Here is a 21,929-nt window from a genome sequence, read left to right as displayed (position 1 = left end):
TTTGTCCGCCGGCGTTTTGGCGCGCGGCGATGGTCACAGGCCCAGATAGGCGCGCTTCAGCTCGGGGTCGGCGGCGAGCTTGGCCGCCTCCCCTTCCAGCGCCACCAGGCCGTTCTCAAGGATGTAGGCGCGCGAAGCGAGGTCGAGCGACTGCACCACGTTCTGCTCCACCAGCATGATCGGCAGGCCGCCTTGGGCCAGACCGGCGATCAGGCCGAACATCTCCTCGACCAGCAGGGGCGAGAGGCCCAGCGAGGGTTCGTCGAGGATCAGGAGCCTGGGCTCGCTCATCAGCCCGCGGCCGATGGCGAGCATCTGCTGTTCGCCGCCCGAAAGCGTGCCGGCGAGCTGGCCGGCGCGTTCCTTCAGGCGGGGGAAGGTGTCGAAGGCCCGGGCGAGGTTGGCTGCACGGCCGGACCGCGCCACCAGATAGCCGCCGAGCTCAAGATTCTCCCGCACCGAGAGGTTCGGAAAGATCTTGCGCCCCTCGGGCACATGCACCAGCCCGGCGGCGACGATGGCGGGGGGCTTGGCCCCGCCGATCTCCGCCCCGTTGAAGCGGATGGCGCCGGACCAGGGTTTTATAACGCCCGACAGCGCCATGTTCAGCGTGGTCTTGCCGACCCCGTTGGCGCCGAGCACGGCGACGATTTCCCCGGCGTTGACGGTCAGCGACAGGCCGCGCAGCACCTCGGCCCCGCCATAGCCGGTGCGCAGATCGGTGACCTCAAGCATGGGCGGCCCCTCCCGCGGCGTCGGCTTTCATGCGGGCGGCGGCGCCCTTGCCCAGATAGGCCTCGATCACGCCCGGGTCCTCGCAGACCTGAGCCGGCGGACCTTCGGCGATCATCTTGCCTTGCGACAGCACGTAGACCGTCTCGCAGAGGTTCATCACCGCCTGCATGATGTGTTCGATCATCAGGATGGTGACCCCCTCGTCGCGGATGGCGCGGATCACGGGAAGGATGTCGCGGATTTCGGAGGGGTTGAGGCCGGCGAGCACTTCGTCGAGCAGCAGGAGCTTCGGCTCGGTCGCGAGCGCCCGGGCCAGTTCCAGCCGTTTTCGCCCGGCGACGGTCAGGCCCGACGCGGCGCGGTCGAGATCGGGGCCGAGGCCGAGCCGGGTTCCCACCGCCTCGGCCCGGGCCAGGGCCTCGGTCCGCGAGGGCGTGCGCAGGAAAGCGCCGACGGCGATGTTTTCGCGCACGGTGAGGCCCGCGAAGGGCTGCACGATCTGGAAGGTGCGGGCCATGCCGGCCTCCGCCCGCAGATGCGGCGGCATCGCGGTGACGTCCTGCCCCGCGAAGCTGACGCGCCCCGCGTCAGGCTTCAGAAACCCCGAGGCCATGGCGAAGAGCGTGGTCTTGCCCGCCCCGTTCGGCCCGATCAGGCCGGTGATCGCGCCCTCGCGCGCCTCCACCGTGGCGTTGTCCACCGCGGTGAGGCCCGAAAAGCGCTTGGTCAGTCCTTCGGCAAGCAGCATCACGCGCGCCCTCCGCGAAAGCCCAGCCGGGCGGCGAGGCCGGTCAGCCCGCCCGGCGCGAAGGCGACAGTCAGGATCAGGATGATCCCGAACACCACCAGATCGACCCCCGGAACCCCGCCCGCATAGGCCTTGGTCACCTCGCCCAGCCCCAGCAGCACCACCGCCCCGATCAGCGGCCCGAAAAGCGTGCCGAGCCCGCCGACGATGGCCGCGAACAGCGCCTCGATGGAGATCCAGGAGCCGTAGGCCACCTGCGCATCCAGAAAGAGGAAGTTCTGCGCATAAAGGCAGCCGGCGAGCGCCGTGACCCCGGCCGACAGGCTGATCGCGCCCATCTTCACCCGGAACACGTCGACGCCGAGCGCCTTGGCCGCCTCCTCGTTCTCGCGCACCGCGATCAGGCGGGCGCCGAAGCGGGCGCGCTCGATCCATCGGACCAGCACCAGCGCAGCCCCGACGCAGAGCACGGCCAGCACCGCGAACCAGCGCCGGTCCTCGAACTGGAGGTTCCAGAACCCGTAGTCGAGCCGGACGAGGATGCCCGCGGCGCCGCCGGTGAACTCGGTGGCGTTGGAGGCGATGCGCAGCACCTCGGCGAAAGCGAGCGTGATCAGCGCGAAATACGACCCGCGCAGGCCGGACCGGAAGCTGAGAAAGCCGATGAAGGCCCCCACCGCCGCGCCCAGCGCCACGCCGCACAGCAGCGCCGGCCAGGCGCCGAGCCCGACCTTGGTCTGCAGGATCGCGGTGGCGTAGGCCCCGGTCCCGAAGAAGGCGGCGTGCCCGAAGGACGCGAGCCCTCCGAAGCCGCCGAGGATGTTCCAACCCTGCGCCGCCAGCGCGATGATCATCATGAAGATCAGAAGGTTGAGCATTGTGCCGTCGAGCCCGAGGAACGGCACGACGCAGAGGCCGGCGGTGACCGCGAGCGGGGCGGCGAGATCGCGGGGGGTCATGGGCGCGCTCCGAACAGGCCGGTGGGCCGGACCAGCAGCACCGCGATGAAAATCAGGAAGATGCCGATCTGGCCGAGGCTGTCGCCGAACCACAGCGACGACGCGCTCTCCACCACCCCGATCAGCAGCCCGCCGACCAGCGCGCCGGTGACCGAGCCCATGCCGCCCAGCACCACGATGGTGAAGGCGACCAGCACGAAGGCGGCGCCGGTGTTGGGCGCCACGTAGAACACCGGCATCAGCAGCGCGGCCGCGACGCCGAGGCAGGCGGCGCCGATGGCGAAGGTCACCGCGTAGACATGGGCCACGTCGATGCCCACCAGGCTCGCGCCCAGCTTCTCCTTGGCCACGGCGCGGATGGCGCGGCCGATATCGGTGCGGTTGAGGATCACCCAGAGCGCCGCCGCCGTCGCCAGCGCCGCGCCCAGGCCCACCACGCGGGGGAAGGACAGCAGCAGGGGCCCGAGCTCGACGACCTGAAAGGCGTAATCGGTGTCGATGGTGCGGGTGTCGGAGCGGAAGATGGCGAGCAGCCCGTTCTCGATGATGATCGAAAGGCCCAGCGTCACCAGCAGGATCGAGTTGTCGGCCCCCCGGCTCGCCGGCCCGATCACCCAGCGCTGGGCGGCGTAGCCGAGCGCGGCCATGGCGGGGACCAGCAGGGTCATCGACAGATACGGGTCCAGCCCAAGCCGGCTCCACGCCAGCCAGACGCCGAACATGGCGACCGTCAGGAACGCGCCATGGGCGAAATTCACGATGTGCAGGACGCCGTAGACCAGCGTCAGGCCCAGCGCCACCAGCGCGTAGACGGCGCCGAGCATCAGGCCGTTCAGCAGCGCCTCGGCCACGATCAGGGGGGAATGCATGCGGGCTCGCAGATTCGGGTGGGACCGGGGGCGCCGCTGCGCCCCCGGATGTCAGGATCAGACGGGGAATTTCGGCGCGGCCTGCGCGTAGTCCTCGGGGTAGATCACCTTGATCTCGCCGCCCTGGACCTGGGTGTTGAGCGGCAGGGCCGACCCGTTCTGCCCGGAGGCGTCGAACCGGGTCATCCCGTAGGGCATCACGCCCGAGTCGAACTCGGAGGAGGCCAGCGCCTCGATCACCGCGCCCCGGTCGGCCTTGCCGGCCTTCTCGACCGCCTCGGCCAGCACCTTGACCAGCGAGTAGTTGATCGGGGTGTTGTAGGCGAAGAACTTGCCCTGATCCTCGACCATCTTCTTCAGCGCGGCGTCGGTCGGGTTGGTCGGGTCGCCCCAGTGGTTGCAGTCGAACACGCCCTCGGCCGCCTCGGGATATTCCTTGACGAACTGGTAGGACGACGCGGCGCCGCCGAAGATCGCGTAGATCCCCTTCGGCTTCACCCGCTGCTGCTGCAGGGTGCGGGCGAGCAGCACGAACTCGTTGTAGTAATGCGACGGGATGATCAGGTCCGGTTTCAGCGACCGCAGCTGCAGCGCGATGTTGGACATGTCGCGGGCAGGCGTCGGATGCGACAGCACCGCCACGATCTCGAAGCCCAGACCCGGCAGCTTGTCCTGCATGATCTTGGCGAGACCCGAACCGAACAGCCCGTCCTCATGCACCAGCGCCACGGTCTTCGCGGCCTTGCCCGAGGCGTCGTTCAGCTTGACGAGGTTCGCCAGCGCGATCTCGGTCGCCATCGAGAAATTCGGGCCGAAGCGGAAGGTGTTCTTCAGATCGCGCTCGGTGATCGAATCCGCCACGGCGCTGTCGACCAGGAACGGCAGGTCGTAGCGCGCCGCGGCCTGGGTCGCGGTCAGCGAGATGCCCGAGGCGAAGCCGCCGCCGATGGCGACGACGCCGGCCGAGTTCAGCTCTTCCGTCGCCTGGGCGCCGGCTTCGGCGTTCGACCGGCTGTCGCCCACGATCAGCTCGACCGGCGCGCCGCCGAGCGACTGGATGCCGCCGGCGTCGTTGATCTCCTTCACCGCGTATTCGGCGCCGATCCTGGCCAGATCGCCGGCCTGGGCGAGGAAGCCCGACAGCGGCTGCAGCAGGCCGATCTTCACCGACGCGGGCTGCGCGCGAAGAATCCGCGGGGCGGCGAGGATGCCGACGGCCGCCGCGGCGCCGCCCTTGAGCACGGCCCGGCGCGAGGTGGTTTTCAGAATTCCGGTCATGGGTCACCTTCCTGTTCGAGATGGTTTTTCGGGTTCGGTCTGTTGGCGTTGACCCGCGTTGCGCGCGGCGTTTTTCCAGCGAAGACCGGACTTATCGGGCTCCAGCGTCGCTTTCCGGCCCCGCCTTCTCGCACCAGATCCATGCGCAGGCTGTAGCGGTCGGGTCGGTAAAGCGCCTGGAGATGCTCCAGCCCCTCGTCGTCGGGGCCGAACACGGTGCGGGTAAGCGACACCAGCGCCGAGCCGACCTCGACCTCCAGCGCATCCGCCACTTCGGGGCCGGCGAGCACAGCGGACACCTCCTGCCCGGCACGGGCGGGACTGCGCCCGGCCGCCTCGATCAGGCCCAGCAGCGGCTCGCGCGCCAGCTGGTCGCGGGTCCAGGCGCGGCCGATCCGCTCCGGCACATGCGCGGTGAGGTGCGAGAACGGGGCCCCGTCCACGGTGCGCACCCGGACGGAGCGCTGGACGCGCTCGTCCGCCTCCATGCCGAGCGCGGCGCGGATGCTTTCGGGCGGGGTCATGTAGTCGAAGGACAGCAGCCGGGCGTCGGTGGTCCGCCCCATCTCGATCAGGTGGGCGAAGACGTTGGACATGTCGGCGATGGCGGCGCGCACCATCGGGGCCGCCGGGCGCACGAAGGTGCCGGAGCCGGCGCGCTTCTCGATCAGCCCCTCGTCGTCCAGCCGCGCCAGCGCCCGGCGGATGGTGACCCGCGACACGCCATGTTCGACCGCGAGCGTCGGTTCCGACGGCAGGCGCGCGCCCGAACCGAGATCGCCGGCGACGATCAGGTCCCGCAGCAGCAGGTAGATCCGCTGGGCCTTGAGAGGCTCGGTCGCCTGTCGCACCTGTCGCTCCAAACCTGTATTTTTCCTGACACGAAACTTGTATGAAACACGTGACAGCTTCGGTCAATCACAATATTGTCCGGACAACGCGATCGAAACCGGAGGTTCCCGCCCGTGACGCCCGTCCCCGCGACGCCAGCCCGCGACGCCCGCCATCCGCTGACGCTCAGCCCGTTGCAGGTGGGCCCGCTGCGCTTGCGCAACCGGATCTTCGTGCCGGCCCACACCACCAATTACGGCGCCGACCACCTGCCGACCCAGCGTCATCTCGACTACCACCTCGCCCGCGCGAGGGGCGGAGTCGGTGCGATCGTCTTCGAGTCGATCCGGGTGCATCTGAACTCGGTCGGGCGGCCGCAGGCGGTGCAGGGGTTCGACGAGAGCTGCATCGCGCCTTTCGCGCGGATCACCTCCGCGGTGAAGGCCGAGGGCGCGCGGATCCTCGGCCAGATCATCCATCTCGGCCGGCAGGTGGAGGGGGAGTTCGAGCGCACGGTGTCCTGGGGCGCCTCCCCCGTCGCCTGGTCGTCCACCGGCCTGCCGCCACGGGAGATGGACGAGGACGACATGGCCGAGGTGATCGACGGCCATGTCCGCGCCGCCCGTAACCTGGTCGAGGCCGGGTTCGAGGGGATCGAGCTGCAGATGGCGCATGGCCACCTGCTGCAGCAATTCATCTCGCCGCTGTCGAACCACCGGGGGGACGGTTATGGCGGGTCGCTCGCGAACCGGCTGCGGTTCCCCATCGCGGTGCTGCAGGCGGTGCGCGCGGCGGTCGGAGAGGGGTTCTGCCTCGGGATCCGGCTGGGGGCGGAGGAATACGTGCCCGGCGGGCTGACCATCGACGAGGCGGAGCGGGTCGCGGTGCGGCTCGCCGCGGCCTCGCGGCTCGACTTCGTGAACGTGTCTCATTCCGCCTATCACGCGTCCTATTCGCTGGCGACGCAGATGGCCGACATGGCGATGGACCCCGCACCCTTCCGCGCGCTGCCGGCCCGGATCCGCACTGCGTTGCGGGCGGCGGGCGACCCCGCGCCGGTCTTCGCGGTGTGCCGCTTCACCACGCTCGACCAGGCCGAGGCGGCGCTCGAAGCCGGCATCGCCGACGCGGTCGGCATGGCGCGGGCGCATATCGCGGAACCGGCCATCGTCAACAAGACCAGGGCGGGGCGCGAAGCCGAAATCCGCGCCTGCATCGCCTGCAACCAGGGCTGCGCGGGGATGCTGGAACGCAACCTGCCGATCCGCTGCCTGGTCAACCCGATGGCAGGGATGGAGGGCGCCTGGCCCGAACCCGCCACGGTCCCCGCCGCCACCCCCCGCCGCGTGCTGGTCATCGGCGGCGGCCCCGCGGGGATGGAGGCGGCGACCACCGCCGCCGCCCTCGGCCACCGGGTGGCGTTGTGGGAGGCGGGGGCGGCGCTGGGCGGCCAATTGATCTGGACCAGGACGATGCCGAAGCGCGCCGGCCTCGCCGACATGCTCGCGCGCCAGGCCGAGGCGCTGGCCCGCGCCGGCGTCGAGGTCACGCTCAACCGCCGCGCCGACGCGGCCGCCATCGCGGCCCACGGGGCCGACGTCATCCTGCTCGCCACCGGCTCCGCCCCCGCGGCGCCCTCCCTGCCCGGCGGCGGGCGGGTGCTGACCCCGACCGAGGCGCTGGCGGACCCCGAAACCCTCGGCCCCCGCATCGCCTTCGCGGATTTCACCGGCGACTGGGCGGCGCTGTCGGTGATCGAGCGACTCGCCGATCTCGGCCATGACGTCACCGTGCTGACCCCGCCCGCCGCCTTCGCCTGGCGCACCTCGATCTATTCCACCCTCGCCACCTCCGCCCGCCTGCGCGCCCGCGCCGTGCGGGTCCGCCCGCTCCGCCGCCCCCTCGCCTGGGACGGCGAGACCCTGACCATCGAGGAGCTGTCCAGCGGCGAGGCCGAGTTGCTCCCCGGCCTCTCCGCCGTCATCGTCGCCGACCACGACCGCGCCGCCCCCGGCCTCTGGCCCGCGCTGCGCGCCCTTTCCCTGCCGGTGCGCCGCATCGGCGACGCCCTCGCCCCGCGCACCGCGCTCGAGGCCATCTATTCCGGCCATCAGGCCGCACGGGAGATCGCATGACCTATCTGGTGACCGGGGCCGGCGGCTTCGTCGGCCTCGCCCTGCTCGACCATCTGCTGTCGGAGGGCGCGAGCGTCCGCGCGTTCAACGACCGGCCGCCGACCCAAGCCGCGCTGGATTATTTCGCCACGCTGCCCGGATCGCTGGAGGTGATCCAGGGCGACGTGCGCGACCGCGCCGCCGTGGCCGAGGCGCTGGCGGGGACCGCTGCGGCGGTGCATCTCGCCGCGATCACGCTGGGCGCGCGGGCCGACATCGTGCCGGCGCGACGGGCGGCGGAGGTCAACACGCTCTCCACCGCCATCCTCCTGGAGGAGGCGCGCCGCGCCGGCCTGACCCGCGTGGTCTACCCGTCGTCGGGCGCGGTCTACGGCGCGCTGCCCTTCGGGCCGGAGCCGGTGACGGAGGAGACGGAGCCCGCGCCCTCGGGCCTCTACGGCTTCACCAAGCTCGCCTCCGAGACGCTGGCCGCGGAAGCCGCCCGTGACGGGCTGACCACCGTGCGCGCCCGGATCACCGCGGTGTTCGGGCCGTGGGAACACGACACCGGCGTACGCGAGACCCTGAGCGTGCCCCACCAGATCGCGACGCGCGGGCTGGCCGGGAAAGCCACCCGGATCGGGGCCGGCGGGGCGCGGGACTGGACGTCTTCGCGCGACATCGCCCGGGCGCTGGCCCTGCTGCTCAAGACCCGGGACCTGCCCCATGACCTCTACAACCTGTCGTCCGGCGCGATCTGGCGGCCCGATCTGCTGGCCGAGGCCATGCAGGGCGCGACCCCGTTCGAATGGTCCCTGACCGGGACCGGGACCGAGGAGGGCGACCTCGCCTATAACGACGACCTCTCGCGCGCCCGCACCCCCATCGACGGGTCGCGGTTCCGCAAGGACTTCGGCTTCACCTATCTCACCCCCGAGCAGGCCGCCGCCGATTACGCCGCCTGGATCGCCACGCCGGCCGCCGCGGCCCTGCTCGGCCCGCACGGAGATGCGACATGAAAATCCTCTACACCGCCGAAGCCGAAGCCCGGGGCGGGCGCGAAGGAACCGCCGCCACCCCGGACGGGGCGCTGGACCTGAAACTGGTCAAACCCGCGGCGATGGGCGGGACCGGCGCGGGCGGGACCAATCCCGAGCAGCTTTTCGCCGCCGGCTATGCGGCCTGCTTCGTCTCCACCCTCGATTTCCTGGCGCGGGCGAAGAAGCTGGCCATCGGCACGCCCTCGGCGGTCGCGAAGGTCTCCATCGGCCCGCGCGGCAATATCGAGGTGACGCTCGCCCTCGCCTGAGCCCCGCCCTAGCGGGCCGTATACCCCCCGTCCGCCAGCAGGTCGGCGCCGATGACGAAGCCGGCGGCGTCGGAGACGAGGAAGAGCGCGGCGGCCGCCATCTCCTCGACCCGCCCCACCCTGCCGACGGGGTGGAGGGGGGCGAGCGCGGCCTCCGCCGCGGCCTCGCCGCCCGCCTGGGTGATGATCCGCCCGGTCATCACCGCCCCGGGGGAGAGCGAGACCGACCGGATGTTCTCCCCCGCATGGTCCAGCGCCATGGATCGGGTGAGCGACAGAAGCCCGGCCTTCGAGGCCGAATAGGCCGCCCGGCCCGGCGTGGAGACATGGCCGAGCTGGGAGGCGATGTTGAGGATCACCCCGCGCCCCGTCGCGCGGAAATGCGGGATGCAGGCGCGCGCCATGAGATACGCCCCGGTCAGGTTCACCCCCAGCGTATGGGCCCAGTCGGCGGGCGAGATCTGGGTGACGTCGCCCAGCGGCGTCGGCGCGGCGGCGTTGTTGACCAGGATCTCCAATCCGCCGAGGCGGGCGGCGGCGGCCGCCACGCAGGCCGCCGCCGCATCGGGGTCCGACACGTCGCAGGCGAGCGCGATCTCGCCCACGCCCTCGGGCGCGACGAGATCCACCGCCGCCACCCGCGCCCCCGCCCGCGAGAACCGGGCCGCGATGGCCCGCCCGATATCGCCGCGCGCGCCGGTCACCAGCGCTGCGCGCCCCGTCAGATCGAACGAAAGGTCCGCCATGTCCTGCTCTCCTGATTTCGGCGCCACTCTGCCCCTGCAAGCGCGATTTGTCCGGACCTGGGAGGGCGCCCAATGACCGCACCCCGCACGCTCTTCGACAAGCTCTGGGACATGCACGCGGTGGCGGAGCGGGAGGACGGCCAGACCCTGCTGTGGATCGACCGCCATTTCGTGCACGAGGGCTCGCACCACGCCTTCGCCAAGCTGCGCGAGAAGGAGGCCGGGGTCGCCCGCCCCGACCTGACCTTCGGGGTCGCCGACCACTACGCGCCGACCCGGACCCGCGACCTCGCCGCCATCGCCCCCGGCATCGCCGACATGGTGCGGCGGCTGGAGGCGAATTGCGCGGCGCAAGGCGTTCGCCTGTTCGGACTGAACGACCCGCGCCAGGGGATCGTGCATGTGCTGGGGCCGGAGCAGGGGCTGACCCTGCCCGGCCTCACCATGGTCTGCGGCGACAGCCACACCTCCACCCACGGCGCATTCGGGGCGCTGGCCTTCGGGATCGGGGCCTCGGAAGTCGCCCATGTGCTGATGACCCAGACGCTGTGGCAGAGCCGGCCGAAGCGGATGCGGGTGCGCGTCGACGGGCGGCTCGCGCCCGGGATCACCGCCAAGGACCTGGCGCTGAGCTTCATCGCCCGCATCGGGGCGGATGGGGCGCGGGGCCATGCGGTGGAATACGCTGGCGAGGCGGTGCGGGCGCTGTCGATGGAAGGGCGCCTGACGCTCTGCAACCTCACCATCGAAAGCGGCGCGCGCTGCGGGCAGGTGGCCCCGGACGAGACCACCTACGCCTTTTTGAAGGGCCGCCCCCGGGCGCCCAAGGGCGTGGCGTTCGACCGGGCCTGCGAGGCCTGGACGGCGTTGACGACGGACCCGGACGCCGAGTTCGACCGGGAGCTGATCCTCGACGCCGCCGAGATCGCCCCGACCGTCACCTGGGGCGTCAGCCCGGAGGAGGCCGCCCCGATCTCCGCCTCCGTCCCCGATCCGGACGCCATCGCCGATCCCGCCCGCGCCGCCGCGATCCGCGCGGCGCTGGACTATATGGGCCTGACCGCCGGCCAGAAGCTGACCGAGATCGCGGTGGATAGGGTCTTCATCGGCTCCTGCACCAACGCCCGGATCGAGGATCTGCGCGCCGCGGCCGAAGTCCTGCGCGGGCGTCGCGCGCGGTTGCCCGGGATGGTCTCCCCCGGCTCGTCGCTGGTCAAGGCGCAGGCGGAGGCGGAGGGGCTCGACGCGGTCTTCCGCGACGCCGGCCTCGAATGGGTCGCCTCGGGCTGCTCCATGTGCGTCGGCATGAACGGCGATCTGGCGGCGCCGGGGGAACGCGTGGCCTCGACCACCAACCGCAACTTCAAGGGCCGGCAGGGGCCGGGCGCGCGCACCCACCTGATGTCGCCCGCCATGGCCGCCGCGGCGGCGGTGACCGGGCGGCTCTGCGACCACCGCGACCTGATCCGGGAGAACGTCTGATGGAGCCCTTCAAGAAACTCGACGCCGTCGCCTGCCCGCTGCCCTTGTCGGGCGTGGACACCGATCAGCTGATTCCCGCCCGCTTCATGTCGCGGCCGCGATCCGAGGGCTACGGCCCCGTCCTCCTCCACGACCTGCGCCACGGGCCGGACGGCGCCCCGGTCCCCGGCTTCCCGCTGGACGCGCCGGAACGGGCGGACGCCCGGATCCTCGTCGCCCGGCGCAATTTCGGCGGCGGCTCGTCGCGCGAGGCCGCGGTCTACGCCCTGGTCGACCACGGTTTTCGCGCGGTCATCGCACCGAGTTTCGGGGACATCTTTTCGGGCAACGCGGTGAACAACGGCCTGTTGCCGGCCCGGGTGACCGAGGCGGAAGCGGAGCGGCTGCTGGGGGCGCTGGAAGCCGGGCTGATCCGGCTGGAGGTCGACCTGGAGGCGCAGGAGATCTGCGGCGCGGAGGAGACGGTGCGATTCGACATCGCGCCGGTCTGGCGCACCAAGCTGCTCAACGGCTGGGACGACCTCGATCTGACCCGCAGCCGGGCCGCCGACATCGAAGCGTTTGCGGTTCGCGACGCGGCGCTGCGCCCCTGGGCCACGCCCGCGCCGGAAATGGGCTGACCCGTCGCCCCGGCCCTCCCCCGCCAAGGGGGGAGGGCCGGGCGATGATCGGGCATGAATAGGCAGAAGGGGAAAAGGCGGCGGGCCCGTTGCGACCGTGAGAGCCTCTAATCCTCGCAGCCTGGGTTACCAGGTGGGCGCCAGGTGCTTCAGGCCACGACCCGAGACAGAGCCAGCTCCCGTGCGAAGAGTTAGGCCACCAGGATGTAGGGCGCTTGCACGAGAAGAATAGCACCCGCCTGGTCCCGAGATAGGCCCGCCGGGGGCGAATGGGAAGAGGCCATCGCGAAACGATCACGCCGCCGCGACCTGGAGGCGGCCGCCCCTCCGCCCAGGCGAATGCGCCGCCAGGCCCGAATCCTCCGCCCGCCCCCTTGACCTCGTCCCGGGCCTTCGCTAGTTCAGCCCCCGTCGCTGTTGGGGAATAGTTCAACGGTAGAACTGCGGACTCTGAATCCGTCAATCCTGGTTCGAATCCAGGTTCCCCAGCCAACGACGCCTTCCCCCACCAAGTTTCGCGCCCCGCAAGTTTCGCGCCCGACGGCGGCTGGAACGGCGTCCTCGCCGGTTTTGCGACGTCCCGGTCATGTCCTCGCCTGAGGAGTCCATGACCCAGGATCCCAAGGCCCGCAAAGCGGCCGTCCCGGCGTGCAGGTCCGGTTCGGCCCCTTGCTCGCCCCGGGCTCCGGCGGTCAGGCGGACGCCGGCCTCGGCAAGCCCGCCGCGCGGGGCCGGTTCACGCTGATCCCCCCAAGCGGGAGATCGCCGAACCGCTGGAGATCCACAGCGGCGGCGGCGGGGGGATCGGCCCCGATCAGCGCGGTCTCAGCCGGTATGACAGACGCCCGGCCAACCGGACCCGCTGCCGCCGCGCGCCTCGGGGGCTGCGGCACGGGGCCGTGAAACGCCCCCCGCGCCCGATCCTCAGCCCCGACCTGCCGGAGGCGGCGGCGCCGAAGACCTGAGCCGAGCCCGAGACGATCCGTCTCCGATCCCGCCCCGCATTTCCGCCCGGCCGCCATTGCGCCGGGCGGCGCGCTTCGCACATCTGGTTCCGGCCCCTTTCACTCAGGAGATGCGATCCGTGACCCTGCGCCTGCACACCATCGTCGCCTCGACCCGCCCCGGCCGCGTCGGCCCCGCCGTCGCCCGCTGGTTCCAGGGCGTGGCCGAGGCCCATCCCGATTTCGACGCGCATCTCGTCGACATCGCCGATTTCGCGCTGCCGGTGTTCGACGAGCCGAACCATCCCCGCTCGGGCGACTACGTGCACGACCACACCAGGGCGTGGTCGCAGAGCGTGGGCGCCGCGGACGCCTTCGTCTTCGTCACGCCGGAATACAATTTCGGGCCCACGCCGGCGCTGGTCAACGCGCTGACCTATCTCTCGAAGGAATGGGCCTACAAGCCGGCCGGCTTCGTCAGCTACGGCGGCGCCTCCGGCGGCGTGCGGGCGGTGGAGGCCACCAAGCCGCTGCTGAGCGTGCTGCGCATGGTGCCGCTGCTCGATCAGGTCATGGTCCCGATGGTCGCCGGCAAGATCGAGGACGCGGTCTTCAAGGCCGAGGAGATCCACGCGACCTCCGCCCAGGCCATGCTGGCCGAGCTCTCGAAGCTCGGCGGCGCGCTGAAGCCGCTGCGCGCGGGCTGATCAGGCGCCTCCGGTTCGCCCCCGCCCGTCGCGGCGTCGGCGCCGCGACGGGCGCCGAGACCCGAACGCCTGCGCGCCGCCTTCCCCGCGCGCAGATGTCGCCCCGGTCCGGGAGATCTCGGGAAAAAGATGCGATGGCTGGGGCGGCAGGATTCGAACCTGCGATACACGGTACCAAAAACCGATGCCTTACCACTTGGCCACGCCCCATCGCGGGCGGGAACCTAGCCGCGTCCTCCGCATCCGGCAAGCCGCTGCGATCATCTCCCGGCCTGCGGCGACGCCCCGACCGACGTTTCGGGCCGCCCTCCGCAAGGGCGCCCGCGCAATCGGCCTTGCGCCGGTTCCGGGGGGCTGCTAACGAGCGCTGCGCAGCGGGGGACGCCCCCGCGGCGCGCGGTCCGGAGTGTAGCTCAGCCTGGTAGAGCACTGTCTTCGGGAGGCAGGGGCCGGAGGTTCGAATCCTCTCACTCCGACCATTGCGCGGCCCTTCGGGAACCCGCGCAGGACCGCCGGGGCCGACAGGCCGGCCCCACCGCTCATCTCGATGCTACAGATGACCGAACGGCTTCGGCCGAAGCGTCCCGCATGCCAAAGCCGCCGCGCCGACGCATGAAAACGCCCGCCCGGAGCATACCCGGGCGGGCGTTTTCAATCTCGGCGGCGGAAAGGGGCCGGGATCAGAACTCGACTTCGAGCTCCAGGATCTCGTCGGGCTCGGCCAGCGCGCCCTCGGTCCATTCCTTCATCAGGTCCCACTCGAACACCGTGTCGCAATAGGCCTGCAGCAACGGCGGCAGCGGCACGGCATAGGTCCGGAACCGGGTGCAGACCGGCGCCCACATCGCGTCGGCCATGGTCGGACGACCGAACAGGAACGGGCCGCCATACTGCTCCAGACACTCGGTCCACAGCTCCTTCACCCGCTCCACATCGGGGCGCGCGCCGGAGAACATCTTGAACTTCGTATGCCGCGCCTTGAGGTTCATCGGCAGCGCCGAGCGCATGTTGTAGAAGCCCGAATGCATCTCGCCCGAGACCGAGCGGCAATGCGCGCGCTTGGCCTTGGTGGCGTCGGGCAGCAGCCGCGCCTCGGGGAATTCCTCGTTCAGGTAGTTGGCGATGGCCAGCGTGTCCCAGACCGAGACGTCGCCATGCTGAAGCCGCGGCACCAGCACCGAAGGCGACAGCAGCAGCAATTCCTGACGGCTGTCGGGATCGTCGAGATCGACCGGCACCTCGTCGAACTCGAGCCCGGCCATCTTGCACAGCAGCCAGCCCCGCAAGGACCACGACGAATAGTTCTTGGAGGAGATGGTCAGGGTCGACTTGGCCATTCCGGGCCCCCCTTCTGATCGCACGTTATCCGCGCGTTGAGACAGCGCGATTAAACTCTCTCGCACCGCAACAAGAATTGCACTAGCGTTTTCGTGACCTGCCCTGCGGTTTGGAGTCCCGCCTCATGCTCTACCAGACCTACCAGTTCCAGAACGACCTTCTGGCCCCCGTTCGCTTCGCCGCGAAGTGGGGCATGGCCCTGGGGGATGCGTTCGGGATCGGTCTTTCCGCCGACATGCGTCGCAAGGGGCTCGCCGCCATGGAGATGGTGTCGCGCTTCGAGCTCAGCCACGCCCGCCCGTCCTTCGACATCGCCACCGTCCGGGTCGGCAACCGCGAGGTCGAGGTGACCGAGGAAGTGGCGCTCAGCCTGCCCTTCGGCGACCTGCTGCACTTCAGGAAGGACGTCGACACCAAGCAGCCCAAGGTGCTGATCGTGGCGCCGCTGTCGGGCCATTTCGCCACCCTGCTGGCCGGCACCGTGCGCACCATGCTGCAGGATCACGACGTCTACATCACCGACTGGACCAACGCGCGCGACGTCCCCGTCTCCGCCGGCAAGTTCGGGGTGGAGGACTACGTCTCCTACCTGATTCGGTTCATGGAGGAGATCGGGGAGGGCGGGCACATGCTCGCCGTCTGCCAGCCCTGCGTGCAGACCCTGGTCGCCGTCGCGGTGATGTCGGAGCGCAAGCATCCCTGCACCCCCCGCACCATGACCCTGATGGCCGGGCCCATCGACGTGCGCGAAAGCCCGACCTCGGTCAACGACCTTGCCAACGAGAAATCGCTCAGCTGGTTCAAGCAGCGCATGATCCAGACCGTGCCGCTGCGCTATCGCGGCGGGGGACGGCGGGTCTATCCGGGGTTCGTGCAGCTGATCAGCTTCATGGCGATGAACATGGACCGGCACAAGGCCGCGCATAAGGGGCTTTATGAGAACCTGGCCGCCGGCGAACTGGAGAAGGCGGAGAAGGTGAAGACCTTCTACGACGAGTATTTCGCCGTGCTCGACCTGACGGAGGAATTCTACATCGAGACCATCGACCGTATCTTTCAGCGCTGCGAGCTCGCCACCGGCGATTTCAAGTATCAGGGCAAGAAGGTCGATCCCTCCAAGATCACCCGCACCGCGCTGCTGACGGTGGAGGGCGGGCGCGACGACATCTGCGCGCTGGGCCAGACCGCGGCGGCGCACGACCTCTGCTCGTCCCTGCGCCCGCACCTCAAGCGCCACCACCTGCAGGCCAATGTCGGCCATTACGGCGTGTTCAACGGCAAGCGCTGGGACCACGAGATCTACCCGGTGGTCCGCAACATGATCCTCGCGATGGAATGACGGGGGACTGAGAGGGACGGCGTTGGTTGAACGCCGCAACCTTTGATCCGCGTCAAGGCGCGGCCCCCGCCTCCGCCCCATCCTGTCGCTTGGGCGTTTGGACGGAGGCCGTGATGCTGCGTGCGTTTCTGAAGGCGAGCGACGCGATGGCGGCGGCGGAGGCGCGGACGGGTCATGGCCCGGGCGAGCAGCCCGCGGATCCGTCGGCGCCCCCCCGACCCGACACCATCCGGTCCGAGGACGGTGGCGCGCCGGGACCGATGGACCGCCTCGACGCCCCGGATCCGGTCCGCCAAAATCCGGTCCGCCAAAGCCGGGACGGCGGCTGGCGCAGGGGGGTCCTGAGCATCCGCGGCCGGCATGAGGGCGTCGCCTTCGCCGCCGGCGTGGATGCGCAGGGCGAGGCCTGGCTCTCGGTCGATGGCGTGACGCTGAGCCCGATCTCGGTGACCTTCGCCCCCTGGGGTTTCCGGATGACCGTGGGCGACCTGGTCGAGGGCGTCAGCTACGCCGCCGGCCTGCGCCCGCCCGAGGGCCCGCCCCGCCTGTCGATCCTGCCCTACGGGCCCGGACTGCTGCAGTTCGGCGCACGGATCCGGGTGCCGTGCGAGCGCTTCGACCCCCAGGCCTGACCTGTCGCGGCAGGCGGCGGCGCCGAAACGCCGCCGCCCTGGTCCGGCCGGTTCAGGCCGCCTTGGTTTCGGCCAGCGCCGGGTAGTCGGTGTAGCCCTTCTCGGTCCCGCCGTAGAACGTCGCCTGGTCCCATGCGTTCAGCGGCGCGCCCTCGCGCAGGCGGGTCACCAGGTCGGGATTGGAGATGAAGAGCTTGCCGAACGCCACCGCGTCGGCCTCGCCCTTGTCCACCGCCTCGATGGCCATGGCCCGGTCGTAGCCGTTGTTGACCATCCAGGCCCCGTCGAACTTGGCGCGCAGGGCCTCGAGATCGGCGCCGGCGGGCAGGTCGCGGGACCCTCCGGTCTGGCCCTCGACCACGTGCAGATAGGCGAGGCCCTTGCCGGAGATCCGCTCGATGGCGCGGCCGAACGTCTCCTGCGGGGTCGAATCCAGCGCGTCATTGGCGCCGGAGAACGGGCTGAGGCGCACGCCGACGCGCCCCGCGGGCATCACCGCGATCACCGCGTCAACCACCTCCTCCAGCAGACGGGTGCGGTTCTCGATGGAGCCGCCATAGCCGTCGGTGCGCGAGTTGACGCCGTCCTTGAGGAACTGGTCGATCAGATAGCCGTTGGCGGCGTGGATCTCGACGCCGTCGAAACCGGCCTCCATCGCGTTCTTCGCGGCCTGGGCGTAGCTGGCGATCAGGGCGGGGATTTCGTCCGTCTCCAGCGCGCGGGGGGTGGAGGTCTCGGCGAAACCGCCCGACTCGAGGAAGGTCTTCACCTTGGCCGCGAGCGGCGAGGACGACACCGGGGCCTGGCCGTTCGGCTGCAGGTCGGTGTGGGAGATGCGGCCGACATGCCAGAGCTGGATCACGATCTTGCCGCCCTTGGCGTGGACCGCGTCCGTCACCGTCTTCCAGCCGGCGATCTGCTCGGGCGAATAGATGCCCGGCGTCCAGGCGTAGCCCTTGCCCTCGGGGCTGATCTGCGAGGCCTCGGTGATCAGCAGGCCGGCGCCGGCGCGCTGGCTGTAATATTCGGCGTGGATCTCGAAGGGCGCGTCGGTGCCGTCCTTGGCCCGGTTGCGGGTCAGCGGGGCCATGACGACGCGGTTGGCGATGTCGATGTCGCCGAGCTTGCCGGCGGTGAAGAGCTTGGGTTCGGTCATGTCAGGATCTCCTTGGAGAGTCGTTCGATTGGATATGGACCGTATGGTCCATAATGACCCGCGCCGATGCCCGGCGCAGGCGTCTCGGGGTTCAGTCGGCGCCGAGCAGGCGGCAGGCCTCGGTCATCAGCGCGTCGACATCGGTGACGGGGGCGCCGGCTTTGCGCATCGAGGCGGCGCCGAGATAGAGCGCCAGCGCGGCGCGGGCCCGCCCCTCGGCCTTGGCCTCGCCCAGCAGGGGCGCGGCGAGACCGGCGAGAAACCGGGCCTTGCGGGCGATGGAGTCGTTGATCATCCCCGCCGCTTCCACGTCGCGGGCCCCGAGCTCGGCCGACATGTCGACCACGAAGCAGCCCGAGCGGGCCACATCGGCATCGAACATCGCGGCGACCACCGCCCGGATCCGCGCCTCGGGCGAGGTCTCCGGCGCCGCGGCGGCCTCCAGCATCGTCTCGCCCGCTTCCAGGTAATGCCCCAGCGCGACGATCAAAGCCCCGCGCTTGGACCCGAAGGCCGCGTAAAAGGAGGAGCGGGAGAGGTCGGCGGCAGCGGTCAGATCCTCCACCGACGCGGCCTCGTAGCCCTTGGCCTTGAATACGCACAGGATCGCGGCGCGCGCCCGCTCGGGGTCGTATTGCCTCGGGCGGCCGGGGGCGCGGGATATGGCGTCGTGCTTGCTCATGCTCGCGATATCGGAATGAGCGTTCCTGAAAGCAAGCCCCCGGAACGCGGAACGGGGCGCGATGCGCCCCGTCTCACGGTATCGTGCGCGGCGAGATCAGCCGACGAAGGCGCGCTCCACCACGAACTCGGCGGGGCGGGAGTTGGAGCCTTCGACCAGCCCGAACTCCTCCAGCATCGCCTTGGTGTCCTTCAGCATGTCCATCGACCCGCAGATCATGGCGCGGTCGGTCTCCGGCGTGATCTTCGGAACCCCCAGCATCTCGAACAGCTTGCCGGAGCGGCCGAGATCGGTGGTCCGGCCCATCACCTCGGTCTGCTCGCGGGTGGTGGAGGCGAAGTGGATCAGCTTGGTCGCCGCCGCCTCCCCCACCAGCTCGTCGCCCTTGGTCGCGGCGACCAGCTCGCGCCCATAGGTCAGCTCGGCGGCGTCGCGGCAGGTGTGGCAGAGGATGACCTGCTCGAATTTCTCATAGGTCTCCGGGTCGCGGATCACCGAGGCGAAGGGCGCGATGCCGGTGCCGGTGGAGAACAGCCACAGCCGGCGCCCCGGGATCAGCGCATCCAGCACCAGGGTCCCGGTCGGCTTCTTGCGGAACCACACCGCGTCGCCGACCTGGATCTTCTGCAATTCGGAGGTCAGCGGGCCGTCCGGCACCTTGATCGAGTAGAATTCCAGCTCCTCGTCCCAGCTGGGAGACGCGATGGAATAGGCCCGCCACACCGGCTTTTCGCCCGGCAGACCGATCATCACGAATTCCCCGGAGCGGAAGCGGAAGCTCGCCGGACGGGTCAGACGGAACTTGAACAGGCGGTCGGTGTAGTGGCTGACCGACAGCACCTTCTCGGCGAAGGCGCTGGACGGCGGCTCGATCGCGGCCGGGGTCTTCGTGGCGTCATCCAGGTCACGCATGCGAGGGGCACCTCCGTCACTTGCCGGGCGTTCCATATCCCGCGCGCCCCGGGAGAGGGGCCGGCGCAGGGCGTTCCCCTGCACATGGCCCATCGGCGGGCGGATGAAAAGAGGATTTCACATCACGTTTGGAGGCCTGATTTATTTCACGCGTTTATTAAGTGATGAATGGCGCGCCCCGTTCCCGAACGGAAAAGGGCGCCCGCGACGGGGCGCCCTTTCGATGATCCGGGTCGAGCGCCGGCAGCGCGCCGATCAGAATGCCGCGGCCAACATCGCGGGCTCTCCGCCCGCCGTCTCCTCCAGGCGGCGACGCATCTTGCGCAACGCCTGGGATTCGAGCTGGCGCACCCGCTCCTTGGAAAGGCTCAGCTTGGCGCCGAGGCTCTCCAGCGTCTCCGGCTCATCGCCCAGCTTGCGGGCGCGGATGATCATCCGCTCACGCTCCGACAGGGCGTCCATCGCGGTCTCGATCCAGTTCCGCGCGGCCTTCATGTCGTGGGACTTGGTGACGCGCGCCTCGGAATTCGGGCTGTCATCCTCCAGCGTCTCGATCCACTCGCGACCCTCTTCGCCCGACTGCTGGGCGTTGAGCGAGAAGTCGGAACCGGCCAGACGGCCCTCCATCATCTCCACGTCGCGGAGCGGCGCGCCGAGCTCGACGGCGATCCGGACCCGGATCTCCTCGCCCGACAGCTTGACGCCGTCGCGCTCCATCTCGCGTTCGATCTGGGCGCGGATGCGGCGCATGTTGAAGAACAGCGACTTCTGCGACGAGGTCGAGCCGGTGCGCACCATCGACCAGTTGCGCATCACGTAGTCCTGGATCGAAGCCTTGATCCACCAGACCGCGTAGGTGGAGAAGCGCACGCCGCGCTCGGGGTCGAACTTCTCGGCGGCCTTCATGAGGCCGACGCCGGCTTCCTGAATGAGGTCGTTCATCGGCGCGCCGTAGCGTCGGTACTTGGAGGCCATGGACACGGCCAGGCGCATATAGGCGGTCACCAGGCGATGCAGAGCCTGCTCATCGCCATCGTCGCGCCAGCGGCGCGCCAGATCGAGCTCGGTCTCGGCGTCGAGCAGCTCGGCGGCCATGGCGGTGCGGGTCAGGGATCCGATCTGAGGGGCGTCGAGGGCCATCATCCTACTCCTGTTCCGAGCCGGTTCGCCCGGGGGGCGGGCGTCGCCGGCTGATCTTCGTTGTTATGTGAAAGGATACGCTCGCCTTATGATCTTGGATCACCGCCGCAGGTGCGGAAACGTAATGTTTCTCAAAATGATACAAAAACCCGAAAAACCGCCCTCCAAAGCATGAATAGGGCCACAATGTGTCTCTGAATCGAGACTTCGCCACATTGCAGACTGCGGTTCACCCAGACCTCGCCATCTCGGGACGCGCGCCGTGGACCCTGGCATCGCCGAATGTCGATATTCTTCGCGGTCCTTGAGCGGCCCTCTGCCGGCGGAACTCACGGGGGCGCCGTTGGAGACCCGGCGGATCCCGCCGGCCGGCCCGGATTTCGAGGCGCCCGGGTCGAGCCCGCCCCGGCGCGTGATCGCGCTTCCGCAATCCGTTCCGCGCCGACATGTCGGTGGCGCGTGCGGAAACCTGGCCGAAGCCGGTCGCCTCCTGCCCTGACCGCTCAGCCCCCGGGCGCCGGGTCCGGGTAGATCACGTCGGTCAGATAAAGCCCGTCCGGCGGGGCCACCGGCCCGCAGGCCGCCCGATTGCGGGCGGCGAGCGCCTCGGCCACCCGCCCCGGCGCCCAGCGCCCCGACCCCACCTTCTCCAGCGTGCCGACCAGGCTGCGCACCTGGTTGTGCAGGAAGGACCGGGCCTGCAGGCGGAATTCGAAGCGGGCGCCGGCGATGGTCGGCCGCTCGACGATGTCGAGCGCGTCGAGCGTCTTCATCGGCGATTTCGCCTGGCACATGGTCGAGCGGAAGGTGGTGAAGTCGTGAAAGCCCAGCAGGTGGGCGGCGGCCTCGCGCATCAGATCGATGTCGAGCGGACCGTGGACCCGCCAGGCGAGGCCGCGGTCGGTGGTCAGCGGGGCGCGGCGGGCGATGACCACATAGAGGTAGCGCCGCTCGATCGCCTCGAAACGGGCATGGAAGGCGTCGGGCACGCGCTCGGCCCGGAGAATGGAGACCGGATCGGGCCTGAGATGGGCGTTGATCGCGCCGGCGAGGCGGAACGGATCCCAGTCGCGTTCGGTGTCGCAATGGGCGACCTGGCCGGTGGCATGGACGCCGGCGTCGGTGCGCCCGGCCCCGTAGATGCCGTCGGACGCGGGCTCGATCACGCGCAGCGCGCGTTCGATGACAGCCTGGACGGAGGGATAGTCCACCTGGCGCTGCCAGCCCGCGAAGGGGCGGCCGTCATATTCCACGATGAGCTTGTAGCGGGGCATGGCCGCCTCATGCCGCGGTCGGACGGGGGGCGCAAGTCCGCTCTGACCCCGCGGGCGGGAGCGCCGCGCAGGCCCGGGCGCGGGTTGGCCCGGGGCGCCCGCGGCGCGCGGGAC

At 70.3% G+C, this 21,929-nt stretch carries 21 protein-coding genes and 3 tRNA genes; 10 read left to right on the top strand and 14 right to left on the bottom strand.

Annotated features, from left to right (window positions below; translation table 11 throughout):
• Nucleotides 1-33: 33 nt before the first annotated feature.
• The 6 genes from ACTB72_RS00610 to ACTB72_RS00585 are packed head-to-tail and all read right to left on the bottom strand — an operon-like array spanning nt 34 to nt 5,440.
• A complete protein-coding gene (locus tag ACTB72_RS00610; RefSeq protein ID WP_463035030.1) occupies nt 34-735 on the bottom strand; it encodes an ABC transporter ATP-binding protein in 702 nt (233 codons plus the stop codon).
• Nucleotides 728-1,483 (bottom strand): ABC transporter ATP-binding protein, encoded by a 756-nt coding sequence (locus ACTB72_RS00605; protein WP_463035029.1) that lies wholly within the window; start codon nt 1,481-1,483, stop codon nt 728-730. The genes ACTB72_RS00610 and ACTB72_RS00605 overlap by 8 nt, the downstream gene beginning before the upstream one ends.
• Nucleotides 1,483-2,442, bottom strand: coding sequence for a branched-chain amino acid ABC transporter permease (locus ACTB72_RS00600; protein ID WP_463035028.1), 960 nt, complete (start codon nt 2,440-2,442; stop codon nt 1,483-1,485). The genes ACTB72_RS00605 and ACTB72_RS00600 overlap by 1 nt, the downstream gene beginning before the upstream one ends.
• Complete coding sequence (locus tag ACTB72_RS00595) at nt 2,439-3,311, bottom strand: branched-chain amino acid ABC transporter permease (RefSeq protein WP_463035027.1); 873 nt, start codon at nt 3,309-3,311, stop codon at nt 2,439-2,441. The genes ACTB72_RS00600 and ACTB72_RS00595 overlap by 4 nt, the downstream gene beginning before the upstream one ends.
• Before the next feature lie 57 nt (nt 3,312-3,368).
• Nucleotides 3,369-4,589, bottom strand: a complete 1,221-nt coding sequence (locus ACTB72_RS00590; RefSeq protein WP_463035026.1) for an ABC transporter substrate-binding protein — start codon at nt 4,587-4,589, stop codon at nt 3,369-3,371.
• Nucleotides 4,586-5,440 (bottom strand): GntR family transcriptional regulator, encoded by an 855-nt coding sequence (locus ACTB72_RS00585; protein ID WP_463035025.1) that lies wholly within the window; start codon nt 5,438-5,440, stop codon nt 4,586-4,588. Before ACTB72_RS00585 ends, ACTB72_RS00590 begins: the two co-directional genes overlap by 4 nt.
• A gap of 114 nt (nt 5,441-5,554) precedes the next feature.
• Between ACTB72_RS00585 and ACTB72_RS00580 the strand changes: the two genes are divergently transcribed.
• From ACTB72_RS00580 to ACTB72_RS00570, 3 genes are read left to right on the top strand one after another with little or no spacing between them, the layout of a single operon-like run.
• A complete protein-coding gene (locus ACTB72_RS00580; protein WP_463035024.1) occupies nt 5,555-7,555 on the top strand; it encodes an oxidoreductase in 2,001 nt (666 codons plus the stop codon).
• Nucleotides 7,552-8,553, top strand: coding sequence for an NAD-dependent epimerase/dehydratase family protein (locus tag ACTB72_RS00575; protein WP_463035023.1), 1,002 nt, complete (start codon nt 7,552-7,554; stop codon nt 8,551-8,553). The genes ACTB72_RS00580 and ACTB72_RS00575 overlap by 4 nt, the downstream gene beginning before the upstream one ends.
• A complete protein-coding gene (locus ACTB72_RS00570) occupies nt 8,550-8,843 on the top strand; it encodes an Ohr family peroxiredoxin (protein WP_463035022.1) in 294 nt (97 codons plus the stop codon). Before ACTB72_RS00575 ends, ACTB72_RS00570 begins: the two co-directional genes overlap by 4 nt.
• Before the next feature lie 8 nt (nt 8,844-8,851).
• Here the strand turns inward: ACTB72_RS00570 and ACTB72_RS00565 are convergent, their stop codons facing one another.
• Entirely contained in the window at nt 8,852-9,589 is a 738-nt protein-coding gene (locus ACTB72_RS00565; RefSeq protein ID WP_463035021.1) for an SDR family NAD(P)-dependent oxidoreductase, read from the bottom strand.
• Nucleotides 9,590-9,661: 72 nt separating this feature from the next.
• On the opposite strand from ACTB72_RS00565, the gene leuC reads away from it, so the two are divergent.
• The 4 genes from leuC to ACTB72_RS00545 all read left to right on the top strand — a co-directional run bounded on the left by leuC (nt 9,662) and on the right by ACTB72_RS00545 (nt 13,342).
• On the top strand, nt 9,662-11,071 hold the full coding sequence (gene leuC / locus ACTB72_RS00560; RefSeq protein ID WP_463035020.1) for a 3-isopropylmalate dehydratase large subunit: 1,410 nt from the start codon (nt 9,662-9,664) through the stop codon (nt 11,069-11,071).
• A complete protein-coding gene (leuD, locus tag ACTB72_RS00555) occupies nt 11,071-11,691 on the top strand; it encodes a 3-isopropylmalate dehydratase small subunit (protein WP_463035019.1) in 621 nt (206 codons plus the stop codon). Before leuC ends, leuD begins: the two co-directional genes overlap by 1 nt.
• Nucleotides 11,692-12,109: 418 nt before the next feature.
• Nucleotides 12,110-12,183 (top strand) — tRNA-Gln (locus ACTB72_RS00550).
• 583 nt (nt 12,184-12,766) lie between these two features.
• Nucleotides 12,767-13,342 (top strand): NADPH-dependent FMN reductase, encoded by a 576-nt coding sequence (locus tag ACTB72_RS00545; protein WP_463035018.1) that lies wholly within the window; start codon nt 12,767-12,769, stop codon nt 13,340-13,342.
• A gap of 135 nt (nt 13,343-13,477) precedes the next feature.
• On the opposite strand, the gene ACTB72_RS00540 is transcribed toward ACTB72_RS00545, so the two are convergent.
• Nucleotides 13,478-13,552, bottom strand: a tRNA-Gln gene (locus tag ACTB72_RS00540).
• Nucleotides 13,553-13,744: 192 nt separating this feature from the next.
• Between ACTB72_RS00540 and ACTB72_RS00535 the strand changes: the two genes are divergently transcribed.
• Nucleotides 13,745-13,821, top strand: a tRNA-Pro gene (locus tag ACTB72_RS00535).
• A 201-nt stretch (nt 13,822-14,022) separates the two neighbouring features.
• Here ACTB72_RS00535 and ACTB72_RS00530 read toward each other — a convergent pair.
• Nucleotides 14,023-14,679 (bottom strand): glutathione S-transferase, encoded by a 657-nt coding sequence (locus tag ACTB72_RS00530; RefSeq protein ID WP_463035017.1) that lies wholly within the window; start codon nt 14,677-14,679, stop codon nt 14,023-14,025.
• A 125-nt stretch (nt 14,680-14,804) separates the two neighbouring features.
• Between ACTB72_RS00530 and ACTB72_RS00525 the strand changes: the two genes are divergently transcribed.
• Together ACTB72_RS00525 and ACTB72_RS00520 are read left to right on the top strand one after the other, a co-directional pair.
• Nucleotides 14,805-16,019 (top strand): polyhydroxyalkanoate depolymerase, encoded by a 1,215-nt coding sequence (locus tag ACTB72_RS00525; RefSeq protein WP_463035016.1) that lies wholly within the window; start codon nt 14,805-14,807, stop codon nt 16,017-16,019.
• Between the two features lie 113 nt (nt 16,020-16,132).
• Nucleotides 16,133-16,651: a hypothetical protein gene (locus tag ACTB72_RS00520; RefSeq protein WP_463035015.1), complete on the top strand. Its 519-nt coding sequence runs from the start codon at nt 16,133-16,135 to the stop codon at nt 16,649-16,651.
• Between the two features lie 52 nt (nt 16,652-16,703).
• Here ACTB72_RS00520 and ACTB72_RS00515 read toward each other — a convergent pair whose 3' ends face one another.
• The 5 genes from ACTB72_RS00515 to truA form a co-directional block, all read right to left on the bottom strand.
• Entirely contained in the window at nt 16,704-17,807 is a 1,104-nt protein-coding gene (locus tag ACTB72_RS00515) for an alkene reductase (RefSeq protein ID WP_463035014.1), read from the bottom strand.
• 91 nt (nt 17,808-17,898) lie between these two features.
• Nucleotides 17,899-18,489 (bottom strand): TetR/AcrR family transcriptional regulator, encoded by a 591-nt coding sequence (locus tag ACTB72_RS00510; RefSeq protein WP_463035013.1) that lies wholly within the window; start codon nt 18,487-18,489, stop codon nt 17,899-17,901.
• Between the two features lie 96 nt (nt 18,490-18,585).
• Nucleotides 18,586-19,401 (bottom strand): ferredoxin--NADP reductase, encoded by an 816-nt coding sequence (locus ACTB72_RS00505; protein WP_463035012.1) that lies wholly within the window; start codon nt 19,399-19,401, stop codon nt 18,586-18,588.
• Nucleotides 19,402-19,656: 255 nt separating this feature from the next.
• A complete protein-coding gene (locus ACTB72_RS00500; protein WP_463035011.1) occupies nt 19,657-20,541 on the bottom strand; it encodes an RNA polymerase factor sigma-32 in 885 nt (294 codons plus the stop codon).
• A 503-nt stretch (nt 20,542-21,044) separates the two neighbouring features.
• Complete coding sequence (gene truA / locus ACTB72_RS00495) at nt 21,045-21,815, bottom strand: tRNA pseudouridine(38-40) synthase TruA (RefSeq protein ID WP_463035010.1); 771 nt, start codon at nt 21,813-21,815, stop codon at nt 21,045-21,047.
• Nucleotides 21,816-21,929 lie beyond the last annotated feature (114 nt).

The organism is Albimonas sp. (assembly GCF_055129145.1).
Note: the sequence above shows the minus strand (reverse complement) of the source record. Positions and strands in the feature narration are given on the sequence as shown.